12 protein-coding genes, 2 tRNA genes, 2 rRNA genes and 2 riboswitches are annotated in these 13,972 nt (G+C 37.9%); of the genes, 13 read left to right on the forward strand and 3 right to left on the reverse strand.

The window, feature by feature from the left end; translation table 11 throughout:
* The 7 genes from rrf to tsaD all read left to right on the forward strand — a co-directional run.
* Positions 1–87 (forward strand): 5S ribosomal RNA (gene rrf, locus Q9306_RS23285); the annotation flags it as partial.
* A gap of 13 nt (positions 88–100) precedes the next feature.
* Positions 101–177 (forward strand) — tRNA-Met (locus Q9306_RS23290).
* A 3-nt stretch (positions 178–180) separates the two neighbouring features.
* A tRNA-Asp gene (locus Q9306_RS23295) sits at positions 181–256 on the forward strand.
* A gap of 386 nt (positions 257–642) precedes the next feature.
* On the forward strand, positions 643–1,116 hold the full coding sequence (gene tsaE, locus Q9306_RS23300) for a tRNA (adenosine(37)-N6)-threonylcarbamoyltransferase complex ATPase subunit type 1 TsaE (protein ID WP_242225283.1): 474 nt from the start codon (positions 643–645) through the stop codon (positions 1,114–1,116).
* Complete coding sequence (tsaB, locus tag Q9306_RS23305) at positions 1,097–1,789, forward strand: tRNA (adenosine(37)-N6)-threonylcarbamoyltransferase complex dimerization subunit type 1 TsaB (RefSeq protein ID WP_306202822.1); 693 nt, start codon at positions 1,097–1,099, stop codon at positions 1,787–1,789. The genes tsaE and tsaB overlap by 20 nt, the downstream gene beginning before the upstream one ends.
* A gap of 11 nt (positions 1,790–1,800) precedes the next feature.
* Positions 1,801–2,244 carry a ribosomal protein S18-alanine N-acetyltransferase gene (rimI, locus tag Q9306_RS23310; RefSeq protein WP_306202824.1) on the forward strand — a complete coding sequence of 148 codons (444 nt, stop codon included), beginning with the start codon at positions 1,801–1,803 and terminating at the stop codon, positions 2,242–2,244.
* A complete protein-coding gene (tsaD, locus tag Q9306_RS23315) occupies positions 2,244–3,260 on the forward strand; it encodes a tRNA (adenosine(37)-N6)-threonylcarbamoyltransferase complex transferase subunit TsaD (protein ID WP_306202827.1) in 1,017 nt (338 codons plus the stop codon). Before rimI ends, tsaD begins: the two co-directional genes overlap by 1 nt.
* A 489-nt stretch (positions 3,261–3,749) precedes the next feature.
* Here the strand turns inward: tsaD and Q9306_RS23320 are convergent, their stop codons facing one another.
* The gene (locus tag Q9306_RS23320; RefSeq protein ID WP_306202829.1) at positions 3,750–5,675 is read right to left on the reverse strand and encodes an ABC transporter ATP-binding protein; all 1,926 of its coding nucleotides are present in this window, start codon (positions 5,673–5,675) and stop codon (positions 3,750–3,752) included.
* Positions 5,676–5,857: 182 nt separating this feature from the next.
* Between Q9306_RS23320 and Q9306_RS23325 the strand changes: the two genes are divergently transcribed.
* Positions 5,858–6,487 carry a redox-sensing transcriptional repressor Rex gene (locus Q9306_RS23325; protein WP_306202831.1) on the forward strand — a complete coding sequence of 210 codons (630 nt, stop codon included), beginning with the start codon at positions 5,858–5,860 and terminating at the stop codon, positions 6,485–6,487.
* Positions 6,488–6,513: 26 nt separating this feature from the next.
* On the opposite strand, the gene Q9306_RS23330 is transcribed toward Q9306_RS23325, so the two are convergent.
* Both Q9306_RS23330 and Q9306_RS23335 read right to left on the reverse strand, forming a co-directional pair.
* Positions 6,514–6,711 carry a YdiK family protein gene (locus Q9306_RS23330; RefSeq protein WP_306202832.1) on the reverse strand — a complete coding sequence of 66 codons (198 nt, stop codon included), beginning with the start codon at positions 6,709–6,711 and terminating at the stop codon, positions 6,514–6,516.
* Between the two features lie 2 nt (positions 6,712–6,713).
* Complete coding sequence (locus tag Q9306_RS23335; protein WP_306202834.1) at positions 6,714–7,442, reverse strand: CPBP family intramembrane glutamic endopeptidase; 729 nt, start codon at positions 7,440–7,442, stop codon at positions 6,714–6,716.
* 337 nt (positions 7,443–7,779) lie between these two features.
* Between Q9306_RS23335 and groES the strand changes: the two genes are divergently transcribed.
* From groES to Q9306_RS23360, 5 genes are all read left to right on the forward strand, one after another.
* On the forward strand, positions 7,780–8,064 hold the full coding sequence (groES, locus tag Q9306_RS23340) for a co-chaperone GroES (protein ID WP_020063193.1): 285 nt from the start codon (positions 7,780–7,782) through the stop codon (positions 8,062–8,064).
* 38 nt (positions 8,065–8,102) lie between these two features.
* Positions 8,103–9,731, forward strand: a complete 1,629-nt coding sequence (gene groL / locus Q9306_RS23345) for a chaperonin GroEL (protein WP_306202836.1) — start codon at positions 8,103–8,105, stop codon at positions 9,729–9,731.
* Positions 9,732–9,933: 202 nt separating this feature from the next.
* Positions 9,934–10,035: riboswitch (purine riboswitch) on the forward strand.
* Between the two features lie 151 nt (positions 10,036–10,186).
* The gene (gene guaA, locus Q9306_RS23350; protein ID WP_371932434.1) at positions 10,187–11,725 is read left to right on the forward strand and encodes a glutamine-hydrolyzing GMP synthase; all 1,539 of its coding nucleotides are present in this window, start codon (positions 10,187–10,189) and stop codon (positions 11,723–11,725) included.
* Between the two features lie 159 nt (positions 11,726–11,884).
* A riboswitch (purine riboswitch) is annotated at positions 11,885–11,986 on the forward strand.
* A 130-nt stretch (positions 11,987–12,116) separates the two neighbouring features.
* Positions 12,117–13,442: an NCS2 family permease gene (locus tag Q9306_RS23355; RefSeq protein WP_306202838.1), complete on the forward strand. Its 1,326-nt coding sequence runs from the start codon at positions 12,117–12,119 to the stop codon at positions 13,440–13,442.
* A gap of 471 nt (positions 13,443–13,913) precedes the next feature.
* Positions 13,914–13,972, forward strand: a 16S ribosomal RNA gene (locus Q9306_RS23360); the annotation flags it as partial.

Here is a 13,972-nt window from a genome sequence, read left to right on the forward strand (position 1 = left end):
CGTTCCCATACCGAACACGGAAGTTAAGCTCTCTAGCGCCGATGGTAGTTGGGACTTTGTCCCTGTGAGAGTAGGACGTTGCCAGGCTTATTTATATTATCGCGGGGTGGAGCAGTCTGGTAGCTCGTCGGGCTCATAACCCGAAGGTCGCAGGTTCAAATCCTGTCCCCGCAACCAAATGGTCCCGTGGTGTAGTGGTTAACATGCCTGCCTGTCACGCAGGAGATCGCCGGTTCGACCCCGGTCGGGACCGCCATTTATATAAAGAACGAAACAATATGTTTCGTGTTTTTTTATTTACTCTAATTAAACTTATAAGACAGTCAATCTTATCCTTAGGAAAACTCCTAAGGTCTTTTTTATATATAAATACAAATACAAATTGAAAAACTGACATAAAACCTCCCTCTTTTTAGGTGAGCGAGAGCATCTGGCTATGCATAGAAGCGATCAGGGCCTTTTTCTGCCACGTGCGAAGTAAAAAAAGCGGGAGCCGACTGTTTAGGCCCGTTGGCTAAGGTTCTTTCACACAGAAGGGCTTAGGAGGTAGAGCTAGATAAAGATGTCGAAAAAAAATGGATTTATATAAAAAATCTGTATAATAAAAAATAGAGAATACTAATAGTAAGGTAGGTGAGACTTTTGAATAAATATGAAATAACGACAATGTCTTCAGAAGAAACGCAGAATTTATCAGAAAAGCTTGGACAATTAGTTGAGGCGCAGGATGTTTTGATTTTAGAAGGGGATTTAGGTGCAGGTAAGACAACATTTACAAAAGGTCTTGCAAAAGGTCTTGGTGTAAAACGTGTTGTAAATAGCCCGACTTTCAATATTATTAAAGAATACAAAGGACGATTACCGCTGTATCATATGGATGTATACCGTCTAGCAGAGAGCGAAGAAGATTTAGGTTTTGATGAATATTTTTATGGCGAAGGTGTAACAGTGGTGGAGTGGGCCCATTTAATAGAGGCTTTCTTACCATCTTCACTTTTAAAAATTAGTTTATTCCACGAGGGAGATAGTACAAGGAAAATTGTATTAGAGCCGAGCGGAGAACGTTATATTAGATTATGTGAGGAGCTATTACAAAATGAAAGTACTAGCAATTGATACTTCTAACTATGTAATGGGAGTTTCTCTTATTGATGGAAATACTGTTGTAGGAGAGATCATTACAAATTTAACAAAAAATCATTCTGTGCGTTTAATGCCAGCAGTAGAGCAACTTTTAAAAGAATGTAATGTAAAACCAAAAGAATTAAATAAAATCGTTGTAGCGGCCGGTCCGGGCTCTTATACAGGTGTTCGTATTGGTGTGACAGTAGCGAAAACATTGGCTTGGTCACTGCAAATTCCAATTGTCGGTGTATCGAGCTTAGAGGTGCTAGCAGCAAACGGAATCAATTTCCCCGGATACATTTGCCCATTATTTGATGGCCGTCGTCAGCAAATTTACACAGGATTATATACATATAGGGAACAATCATTACAAGCTGTGAAAGAAGATCGTATTGTTCTCATTGTTGATTGGCTGCAAATGGTAAAAGAGATGGGGCAACCTATTTTATTTATCGGAAACGATGTAGAACAGCATAAAGATACAATTGTAGAACATTTAGGAGATCAGGCGGTATTTGCCCCGCTGACGAAACATAATCCACGTCCAAGTGAGTTAGCTTTCTTAGGTTTACAGAAAGAAGAACAACCTGTACATACATTCGTTCCGAGTTATCTTCGTTTGGCAGAAGCAGAGGCAAAATGGCTAGAAAGTCAAAAGAAATAGGAGTCTTATGAATGAACATTACATTTAGAAATATGAAGGAAAAGGATATCCCGCAAATTGTTGCGATTGAAGAAGCTTCATTTGCGACTCCTTGGACTGCCGAAGCATTTGAACGAGAGTTAAATATGAATGAGTATGCGCACTACGTTGTGCTGGAAACAGAAGAAGGAATTATGGGCTATTGCGGACTTTGGATGATTCTTGATGAATCACATATCACGAACATTGCAATATTGCCAAAATACCGTGGCCTAAAGCTTGGAGTAGCGTTATTACAAGAGGTAATGAACAAAGCGAGAGCTTTTGGAGCAAAGACGATGACACTTGAAGTACGTGTTTCAAATGAAGTTGCGAAAAAGTTATATCGAAAATTTGGTTTTCAAAATGGCGGAATTCGTAAAAGATACTATACAGACAATTATGAAGATGGTCTTGTAATGTGGGTGAATTTATGATGAAAAAAGATACAATTATTCTTGGTATTGAAACAAGCTGTGACGAAACGGCTGTAGCAGTTGTGAAAAATGGACGAGATATTTTAGCGAACGTTGTAGCTTCGCAAATTGAAAGTCATAAACGTTTTGGTGGGGTTGTCCCAGAAATTGCATCTCGTCACCACGTAGAACAAATGACGGTTGTGTTAGAAGAAGCATTAAAAGAAGCACAAATTACGTTTGAGGATATTGATGCAATTGCCGTTACGGAAGGACCAGGTCTTGTTGGGGCATTGTTAATTGGAGTGAATGCAGCAAAAGCAGTAGCTTTTGCACATAATATTCCTTTAGTTGGTGTGCATCATATCGCAGGACATATTTATGCGAATCGTTTAGTACAAGAACTACAATTTCCATTGCTGTCTCTCGTTGTATCGGGTGGGCATACAGAGCTTGTTTATATGAAAGAGCATGGTTCATTTGAAGTAATTGGAGAAACGCGAGATGATGCTGCAGGAGAAGCGTACGACAAAGTGGCGCGTACGTTATCGTTGCCGTATCCAGGTGGACCTCATATTGACCGTCTTGCGCATGAAGGAGAACCGACAATTGATTTGCCTCGTGCATGGCTGGAATCTGATTCTTATGATTTTAGTTTCAGTGGATTAAAATCCGCAGTTATTAACACTGTGCATAACGCAAAACAGCGCGGGGAAGAAATAGCACCTGAAGATTTAGCTGCAAGTTTCCAGGCGAGTGTAATTGATGTATTAGTAACAAAAACAATAAGAGCAACAGAAGAATATGGCGTAAAGCAAGTGCTTCTTGCTGGTGGGGTAGCAGCCAATAAAGGATTACGGGCACGCTTAGAGGAAGAGTTTGCAAAGAAAGAAAATGTTGAACTTATCATTCCTCCGTTATCTTTATGCACAGATAACGCCGCTATGATTGCTGCTGCAGGTACGATTGCATATGAGCAAGGAAAGAGAGCAACGTTAGCATTAAATGCAAACCCTGGTTTGGATATTGAATCTTAATATAATAGAACATATATAAATACAAATTGAAAAACCGACATAAAAACCTATCTTTCTTTTAGGGAGGAGGAGAGCACTTAGCCGTGCATTGGAGCGGTTAGGGCCTTTTCCTGCCACATGCAAGGTTTTAAAACAAAGGAAGCAAGCCAATAGCGATCCTGTTATATTCTACATAGCAGCGATTGATATAAAAGTATGTGGATAGAGAAATCTTTTTTGATAAAAGATGTAATTTTATACACAGAATTAACCACAACATGTGGATAAAACCTATATTATCTGTTGATAATGTAGGTTTTTTTGTGAGTATAAATTGTGGATAAATATTATTATTTTTGTGGATAATGTGGAAAACTTTTGTTTGTCTTGAAAATACAAAGGTGAATATGTGAATATTGTTGTGGATAAGGTGAAACTTCCAGCAGTGGGGGTCTTACTGCCCGTTAAAGTGGGATAAATAAAAAAGGTCAGTGTTAATCACTGACCTTTTCACAGTTGTAATTCTTCCCACTCTTCCATACATGCTTCCAATTGTTCTTGAAGTGTTTGTTTTTCTGTTGTAATATCACTGGCTCTCTCATAATCAGCGTACACTTCTGGAAGACATAGTTGTTCTTCTAATGCCATGATTTGTTCTTCAATTGTTGCAATGTTTTCTTCTAGTTCTTCAATTCTACGCATACGTTGACGTTCTTGCTTTTTACGTTCTTTTTCTTCAATGTAATTTAATTTTTCTTGTGCCACTTGTTTTTGTACAGGTTTATTTGTTTCTTGTTCGTCAAGTTCAGCGCGTTCGAGCATTTCATTTTTCTTTTCTACATAATAATCGTAATCACCGAGGTATTCCTCTGATCCGCCTGTGGATAACTCAAGAACTTTTGTGGTAATGCGATTAATGAAATAGCGGTCATGGGAAACAAATAAAATCGTTCCTGGAAAATCAATGAGCGCATTTTCTAAAATTTCTTTGCTGCTTAAATCTAAATGGTTGGTCGGCTCGTCCAAAATAAGTACATTTGATTTTTGCATCATAAGTTTTGCAAGAGCTAATCGTGCTTTTTGTCCACCGCTTAAAGAAGAAACGGGTTTTAGAACGTCGTCACCAGAAAATAAAAAGTTTCCAAGGACTGTGCGAATTTCTTTTTCCGGTTGCATCGGGTAATCATTCCAAAGTTCGTCTAATACACGTTTTGATGATGTTAAGTTTGCCTGTTCTTGGTCATAATATCCGATAGAAACGTTAGAACCAAACGAAAACGTGCCGTTTAAAGGACGAAGTTTATCCACAAGAGATTTTAATAAAGTGGATTTTCCGATTCCGTTTGGGCCGACAAGAGCGACACTATCACCTCTCGTTAATTGGAAATGAATGTTTTGAATAATTGGCTCATTATCATAGCCAATTGTCATATCTCTTACTTGTAATACATCATTACCGCTTTGTTTATCGATATCAAAGTGGAAAGAAGCGGATTTTGTATCACCGATTGGTTTTTCCATAAGTTCCATGCGCTCTAATTGTTTTCGGCGGCTTTGCGCTCGTTTTGTTGTAGACGCACGAGCAATATTCTTCTGGACAAATTCTTGTAATTTTGTTACTTCTTCTTGTTGTTTTTCGTAACGTTTCATCTCTTGTTCATATAGAGCTGCTTTAAGGTCTAAGTATTTACTGTAGTTTCCTGTGTACTTTCGACTTTGTTTATTAGAGATTTCATATACTTGCGTGACAAGTCTATCTAGAAAGTACCGATCGTGTGAAACGATTAAAATAGCACCAGGATAACCTTGTAAATATTGCTCGAGCCACGTTAATGTATCGATATCTAAATGGTTGGTTGGCTCATCTAAAATAAGTAAATCTGGTTTTGTTAATAATAACTTCCCGAGGGCTAAACGAGTTTTTTGTCCACCGCTTAATGTGGAAATTGTCGTTTCGTGTGTTTCGGGAGGAAAACCGAGTCCGCTTAAAACAGAGCGAATATCAGCTTCATATTGATAGCCACCTTTATTTTTATAATCTAATTGTAGGCGATCATACTCTGCTAACAATTTTTCGTAAATGGTTGCATTTGTGAAATTTTCTTCTTTTCCCATTTCTTGTTCTAGCCTGCGGAGTTCCTTTTCCATGCGCTCTAAGTGGAGAAATACTGTTAGCATTTCATCCCAAATCGTTAACGATGTTTCAAGACCAGTATGCTGTGCTAAATAACCGATAGATACATCTTTCGGTTTTATAATTTCGCCGCCGTCATGAGATAGTTCTCCAGCAATAATTTTTAATAATGTAGACTTTCCAGCGCCATTACGCCCAACAAGCGCAATACGATCACGCGTCTGTACTTCTAACTTAATGTTTGAAAGAATCACTTCGGCTGCGAACAATTTGGAAAGGTTATTCACTTGTAGTAAAATCAATGTTTTCACCTCAATAATTTCTTAACTTTGCCATGATTATATTTCTCAATCATACTAAAAATAGTGTATAGTTGAACATAAATAGAGAAATTCTCTCTCTATTATACAAGGAAAACTATTAATGCTAAACTTCCGTACATGTTTTAATCACTTGAACAGATAGGAAGAGAGGAGGGGGTTGCATGGAGCAGCCTAAAATTCCGCAGGCGACTGCCAAAAGATTGCCTCTATACTATCGATTTATCCAAAACCTATCGTTATCTGGTAAGCAACGCGTATCATCTGCAGAATTAAGTGAAGCAGTGAAAGTGGATTCAGCCACAATTCGACGAGACTTTTCATACTTTGGGGCATTAGGGAAAAAGGGATACGGCTATAATGTAAATTATTTATTGTCGTTTTTCCGCGAAACACTTGATCAAGACGATGTAACACGCGTAGCGTTAATTGGGGTAGGTAATTTAGGTACAGCTTTCTTACATTACAATTTTACGAAAAATAATAATACAAAAATTGAGATGGCATTTGACGTTGATGAAGAGAAAGTTGGAAAAGAAATCGGCGGGATTCCAGTATATCATTTGGATGAATTAGAAGAGAGACTATCGGATGATATAAAAGTGGCAATATTAACAGTGCCTGCTTCTGTTGCACAAACTGTAGCAGATCGCTTATCGCATACGAGCGTACACGGTGTTTTAAACTTTACACCTGCTAGGTTAAACTTATCAGAACATATTCGTATTCATCATATTGATTTAGCGGTAGAGTTACAAACGCTCGTGTACTTTTTGAAAAATTATCCACAATAAAAACGCAGGAATGTCCTGCGTTTTTATTATTTTTTCTTACTATCTTTTTTCTGTTTAGAAAAAAGAAGGCGAATTGCCAAATTAAAATCAACTGTTGCCATTACAGAAAGCAATAGTGTGTAAAAATTCCAAATTGTATCTTTCACGCTTGTGATTGCTAAGTATGTAAAAATACACCCTAGAAGAAAATACAAAGTTGCCATAACAAATGGTGAATTTCGCATGTTTAAAATCCTCCGATGAATCCTTGCAGTTTTTCAGCTTTTTCTAGATAGGGACGAAGTACGAATGTAATTAACATAACATTTGTATTCATCATAACATGAGCCATAATTGGTACAATAATTCGTTTTGTTTGTACGTATAAAAATGAAAAAACAAGCCCCATGGAAATATACACTAATAAATGTGTAGGGTCAAAATGAATGAGAGCAAATATAAGCGAACTTATGATTGCTGCGATAAAGAAGTTATATCGTTTATATAGTGTTCCAAATAGAATTTTTCTAAATACAATTTCCTCAAGAATGGGAGCGAATATGGATGAAACAATCATAAATAATGGAGCAGCCTGTATAATTCCGATAATGTTTTGTGTATTTTCAGATTCAGCTTTAATTTTAAAAACTTGTGTTTCAATTGTGCCGGCAATGACTTGGGCAAATAAAGCAAGAAGAACCCCTAAAATAATCCACCCTATTGTAGCAGGGATATTTGTTTTTCCGCGATTCCATTTTTCAGATTGTGTATCATTACGTAGTAACACGAGGATGATGATAAGAGCGATAAAAAAGCTAATCAGTCCCCAATGTGCCGTTGCCAGTTGAACTTTTTCTCCAAAGGTCCGGTGCCCATTATTGTATACTCCGCTTTTTAAAAGAATCCATCCACCAATTATACCTGATAATTGCATCAAAATATATGTAACAATAACCCACCAATATTGTCTCTTCAATTTCGTAACTCCTTTTTGAATTTTTTGTAAAGAAAAAGGAAAATGCTCTATCCATAGAGAAAACAACTTATGGCATCTTTCTTATTGTAACATAGGAGAAGATGAAAAAAAGATGGAATCTATCAGTGCATCTTCCCTTATGTAATTATCAAGTAAAGCATAATCACTTTTGAACAAGCTGGAGAGGGGATGGAATAGAATAGTTTTCCGAAAAATTACGTTTTTTCACTTGCAAAAGAAAATGAGATTCTTTATTATAATAAGTGTGTTAGCACTCGAAGTGATAGAGTGCTAATAAACATAAAATTTACATAAAAAATTGAGGAGGTTGTTGTTCATGCTAAAGCCATTAGGTGATCGCGTTATTATTGAACTTGTTCAAGCAGAAGAAAAAACAGCAAGTGGTATCGTACTACCAGACACTGCAAAAGAAAAACCACAAGAAGGTAAAGTAGTGGCAGTTGGTACTGGTCGTGTGCTTGAAAATGGTGAGCGTGTTGCTTTAGATGTAGCTACAGGAGATCGTATCATCTTCTCAAAATATGCAGGTACTGAAGTGAAATACGAAGGTACAGAATACTTAATTTTACGTGAAAGCGACATTTTAGCAATTATCGGTTAATTATATAAATCTTTAAAAATTCAAGGGGGTCAAATATTATGGCAAAAGATATTAAATTTAGTGAAGAAGCACGTCGTTCGATGCTTCGCGGTGTCGACACTCTTGCAAACGCAGTAAAAGTTACACTTGGACCAAAAGGTCGCAACGTTGTACTTGAGAAAAAATTCGGTTCTCCGCTTATTACAAATGACGGTGTAACTATTGCAAAAGAAATTGAATTAGAAGATGCATTTGAAAATATGGGTGCAAAACTAGTTGCAGAAGTTGCTAGTAAAACAAACGATGTAGCTGGTGATGGAACGACAACTGCAACTGTATTAGCGCAAGCAATGATTCGTGAAGGTTTGAAGAACGTAACAGCTGGAGCGAATCCAATGGGTCTTCGTAAAGGTATTGAAAAAGCTGTTGTAGCAGCAATTGAAGAATTAAAAACGATTTCTAAACCAATCGAAGGTAAATCTTCTATTGCACAAGTAGCTGCTATTTCTGCTGCTGACGAAGAAGTAGGGCAATTAATTGCAGAAGCAATGGAGCGCGTTGGTAACGACGGCGTTATTACATTAGAAGAATCTAAAGGATTCACAACAGAATTAGATGTAGTAGAAGGTATGCAGTTCGACCGTGGATATGCTTCGCCTTACATGATTACTGATTCTGATAAAATGGAAGCTGTTCTTGATAACCCATTTATCTTAATTACAGATAAAAAGGTTTCTAGCATTCAAGAAATCTTACCAGTATTAGAGCAAGTGGTACAACAAGGTAAACCACTTCTTATCATCTCTGAAGACGTAGAAGGCGAAGCATTAGCTACATTAGTAGTAAATAAACTTCGTGGTACGTTCAACGTAGTAGCTGTTAAAGCTCCTGGCTTCGGTGATCGTCGTAAAGCGATGTTAGAAGATATTGCAATCTTAACTGGCGGCGAAGTAATTACAGAAGAGTTAGGCCGTGACTTGAAATCTGCAACTATCGCATCTTTAGGACGCGCTGGTAAAATTGTTGTAACGAAAGAAAATACAACAATTGTTGAAGGTGTTGGAAACACAGAACAAATCGGAGCTCGCATCGGTCAAATCCGTGCGCAGTTAGAAGAAACAACTTCTGAATTCGATCGTGAAAAATTACAAGAGCGTCTTGCTAAATTAGCAGGTGGCGTAGCTGTAATTAAAGTAGGTGCGGCAACTGAAACTGAATTGAAAGAGCGCAAACTTCGCATTGAAGATGCACTTAACTCAACTCGTGCAGCAGTAGAAGAAGGTATTGTTGCTGGTGGTGGTACTGCACTTATGAACGTATATACTAAAGTAGCTGGTCTTGCAGCTGAAGGCGACGAAGCAACAGGTATTAACATTGTACTTCGTGCATTAGAAGAGCCAGTTCGTCAAATCGCAGTGAACGCTGGTTTAGAAGGCTCTGTAGTTGTAGAACGCTTAAAAGGCGAAAAAGTTGGCGTTGGTTTCAACGCAGCAACAGGCGCATGGGTAAATATGCTTGAGTCTGGTATCGTAGATCCAACGAAAGTAACTCGTTCTGCTCTTCAAAACGCAGCATCTGTTGCGGCAATGTTCTTAACAACTGAAGCAGTTGTTGCTGACAAACCAGAACCAAATGCACCTGCAATGCCTGACATGGGCGGCATGGGCGGTATGGGCGGCATGATGTAATCTGCCCTCATTTTGAGAAGCTGTTCCATGTATAAATAGTTAGTAAGAAGACTACTTCCTAATGAAAGGAGGTAGTCTTTTGCGTTAAATAGTATTTGATAGCAGCCGTTGAGAGTGGTCTTACTATATCGGGAAATAATTTCTGTAGAATTTTGTCGCTTTCTCCTTGACCGTATTCACCTTTCATTGTTAGAATCTAGAAAGATAATATTAAACGTTCCTTCATATATCCTCAATAATACGGATTGAGAGTCTCTACCGGGTTACCGTAAACAACCTGACTATGAAGGCAGTGCGTCTATATTTATAAGGAATAAACTCCTTTATAAAGCTAGACTCCTGCCTTTTCTTTGTTATGAGACTGAGGGCAGGGGACTGGCTTTTTTTATTATATTGGTAATTGTTTTTACCAAATTGGTGAAAATGTTTATATACAGAACTATGGGGTGATTATTTTGAAGAAACAGCACGATACGATTATCGTTTTAGATTTTGGAAGTCAGTATAACCAGTTAATTGCACGTCGCATTCGTGAATTTGGCGTGTATAGTGAACTTCATCCACATACAATTACAGCAGAAGAAATTAAAGCGATGAATCCAAAAGGAATTATCTTCTCTGGTGGACCGAACAGTGTATATGGTGAAAGTGCATTCCACTGCGATGAAAAGATCTTTGACTTAGGCTTACCGATCTTCGGTATTTGCTACGGCATGCAGTTAATGACAAAGCACTTTGGTGGAAAAGTAGAACGTGCAGACCATCGTGAGTATGGAAAGGCAGTATTAAAAGTAGAGAATCAATCGAAATTATATAAAAATCTTCCGGAAGAGCAAGTTGTTTGGATGAGTCATGGTGACTTAGTAACAGGTTTACCAGAAGGTTTCGTAGTAGATTCAACAAGTGACTCTTGTCCAATTGCTGGTATGAGCAACGAAGCACAAAACTTATATGGTGTACAATTCCACCCAGAAGTACGTCACTCTGAGCACGGTAACGATTTAATTAAGAACTTTGTATTCGGTGTTTGTGGTTGTACTGAAGGCTGGAACATGGAGAACTTCATTGAAGTAGAATTAGAAAAGATTCGTGAAACAGTTGGCGACAAAAAAGTATTATGTGCACTTAGCGGCGGCGTAGACTCTTCTGTTGTAGCTGTATTAATTCATAAAGCAATCGGTGATCAATTAACATGTATTTTCGTTGACCACGGCTTACTTCGTAAAGGAGAAGCTGAAGGGGTTATGAAGACATTTAGCGAAGGCTTCCACATGAACGTTATTAAAGTGGATGCACAAGAACGCTTCATGAGCAAATTAGCAGGTGTTGAAGATCCGGAACAAAAACGTAAAATCATCGGTAATGAATTTATTTATGTATTCGATGACGAAGCTTCTAGATTAGAAGGAATGGACTTCTTAGCACAAGGTACACTGTACACAGATATTATTGAAAGTGGTACAGCGACTGCACAAACAATTAAATCTCACCATAACGTTGGCGGACTTCCAGAAGATATGCAGTTCAAATTAATCGAGCCTTTAAATACGCTATTTAAAGATGAGGTACGTGAATTAGGGTCAGAACTAGGAATTCCTGATGAAATCGTATGGCGTCAACCTTTCCCGGGTCCAGGACTTGGTATTCGTGTATTAGGCGAAATTACAGAAGAGAAATTAGAAATCGTTCGTGAATCTGATGCGATTTTACGTGAAGAAATCAAAAAAGCTGGTTTGGATCGTGAAGTTTGGCAATATTTCACTGCACTTCCTGGTATGCGAAGTGTAGGTGTTATGGGTGACGAGCGTACGTATGATTACACAGTAGGTATTCGTGCAGTAACATCTATTGATGGTATGACAGCAGACTGGGCACGTATTCCTTGGGATGTATTAGAGAAAATCTCTGTACGTATCGTAAACGAAGTAAAACACGTTAACCGTATTGTGTATGATATTACTTCTAAGCCACCAGCAACAATTGAGTGGGAATAAGGTGAAACTATAGAAGACGATCCATCTATACCTTTATGTATAGATGGATCGTCTTTTTTTGTTATTACACGAACGAAAATTAATTTTAAGTAAAAAACGTTCGCTTTTCGGATTGACACTTACTTATATATGAGTTAATATGAATATGTAAGTAATAATAAAAATGAATATTTCAGCCGTCGTATAATATCGGGAATATGGCCCGAAAGTTTCTACCTTGCTACCGTAAATGGCTTGACTACGAGGCGTTTTAATATAAGGGTAAGGGATACTTGCCTTTGTTTACAGACGCTTCCATGTATAATGCATTGGAAGCCTTTTTTATTTTTAAAGATAAAAGAGGGGCTAGTAAGGAGTGCGACGAGCAATTATATAACGGGGGAAACATAGGATGAAACGTTATTTTCAGTTCGATGAGCTCGGCACAAATTATAAAACAGAGTTCATTGCAGGATTAACAACATTTTTGTCTATGGCATATGTATTGTTTGTTAATCCCGCTACACTATCGCTGGGACATGTTAAGGGATTGCCGGCAGGAACCGGAATGGATCCGGGAGCAGTGTTTGTTGCTACAGCCTTAGCAGCGGCAATTGGATCACTAATTATGGGGATTTTTGCAAAGTATCCAATCGCACTAGCGCCGGGAATGGGGATTAATGCTTTCTTTGCTTACACAGCCGTATTAACAATGGGGATTCCATGGCAAACGGCGATTGCTGGAACATTAGTATCTGGTATTCTGTTTATTTTTCTTACAGCTTCCGGCCTTCGTGAAAAAATCATTAACGCAATTCCAACAGAATTAAAGTTTGCAGTAGCAGCTGGAATTGGGTTGTTCATTGCATTTCTTGGTTTTCAAAATGCGGGGATTATTGTAAATAATGATGCTGTACTTGTTGGTTTAGGTGATTTAACGAAAGGTACGACATTACTTGCTATCTTTGGTGTAGTTGTAATCGTTATTTTAATGACAAGAAACGTGAATGGGGCCGTATTCTTTGGAATGGTGCTTACAGCAATTGTTGGTGTAGCAACAGGGTTAATTGATACACCAAAGTCGATTGTTGGTGCAGTTCCAAGCTTAACACCGACATTCGGAGTTGCTCTTCAACACCTTGGAGATATTTTTACCGCTAAGATGCTCGTTGTTATATTAACTTTCTTTTTTATCGATTTCTTTGATACAGCAGGAACGCTTGTGGCAGTTGCCAATCAAGCTGGCTTAATGAAAGATAATAAATTACCGCGTGCAGGAAAAGCGTTATTCTCTGATGCGATTGCAACTGTAATTGGAGCAATACTTGGTACATCAACAACAACATCTTATATTGAATCCTCTGCAGGGGTAGCAGCAGGAGGACGCTCTGGATTTACAGCAGTTGTAACAGCAGGATTTTTCTTATTAGCACTTTTCTTTTCACCTTTATTAAGTGTAGTAACACCATCAGTAACAGCACCGGCTTTAATTATTGTAGGGGTGTTGATGGTTTCATCATTAGGAGAAATTGATTGGAAGAAATTCGAAACGGCAGTACCTGCATTTTTCACAATTATTGCAATGCCGCTTACATACAGTATCGCAACGGGGATTGCGATTGGGTTTATCTTCTATCCAATTACAATGGTTGTGAAAGGAAGAAGAAAAGAAATTCATCCGATTATGTATGTCATGGCAATTTTGTTTGTACTCTATTTCATTTTTGTTCGTAAATAAAGGGGTTTTTTGAAAGGACTAGGAGGGGATGCCTAGTCCTTTTTGTTATAATATAAGTATTAAAAATCCAGTTGGTTTGTGGCTATTTCGTAACTTGATATAGATGAAAGTTGTATAAGTTATATAAAGAAAATAACTTCAGATATAGATAAGTTGAAAAGAGCAGGATCAAGCTGTGCATAGCAGAGGCTTATATATTGATTGGGGATAAATAAAAGGCTTATTAATAGAAAATGAGCCTTTTTATATTTTATTAGAAAAACATATTGACGTTTAATCTGAAAGAGTGTAGTATTATACGAGTCGCTGCTGCAACAGAGCAGAAAGCGAAATGAAAAACTTAGTTGACATCGAATGAATGAGGTGTTAATATAAGGAAGTCGCAACCAGGCGACAGATGAGTTCTTTGAAAACTGAACGAAACAAACAATGTGAAACGTCAATTTTTATTTATGATGCTAGACAAACACTTTATTGGAGAGTTTGATCCTGGCTCAGGATGAACGCTGGCGGCGTGCCTAATACATGCA

Source organism: Bacillus multifaciens, assembly GCF_030756675.1.
GTDB lineage: Bacteria > Bacillota > Bacilli > Bacillales > Bacillaceae_G > Bacillus_A > Bacillus_A multifaciens.

What these genes read in the sequence shown, in the direction of transcription:
- tsaB (WP_306202822.1), top strand. Translation starts at nt 1,097, where the DNA reads ATGAAAGTACTAGCAATTGATACTTCTAACTATGTAATGGGAGTTTCT.
- rimI (WP_306202824.1), top strand. Translation starts at nt 1,801, where the DNA reads ATGAACATTACATTTAGAAATATGAAGGAAAAGGATATCCCGCAAATT.
- tsaD (WP_306202827.1), top strand. Translation starts at nt 2,244, where the DNA reads ATGAAAAAAGATACAATTATTCTTGGTATTGAAACAAGCTGTGACGAA.
- Q9306_RS23325 (WP_306202831.1), top strand. Translation starts at nt 5,858, where the DNA reads ATGGAGCAGCCTAAAATTCCGCAGGCGACTGCCAAAAGATTGCCTCTA.
- Q9306_RS23330 (WP_306202832.1), bottom strand. Translation starts at nt 6,711, where the DNA reads ATGCGAAATTCACCATTTGTTATGGCAACTTTGTATTTTCTTCTAGGG.
- groES (WP_020063193.1), top strand. Translation starts at nt 7,780, where the DNA reads ATGCTAAAGCCATTAGGTGATCGCGTTATTATTGAACTTGTTCAAGCA.
- groL (WP_306202836.1), top strand. Translation starts at nt 8,103, where the DNA reads ATGGCAAAAGATATTAAATTTAGTGAAGAAGCACGTCGTTCGATGCTT.
- Q9306_RS23355 (WP_306202838.1), top strand. Translation starts at nt 12,117, where the DNA reads ATGAAACGTTATTTTCAGTTCGATGAGCTCGGCACAAATTATAAAACA.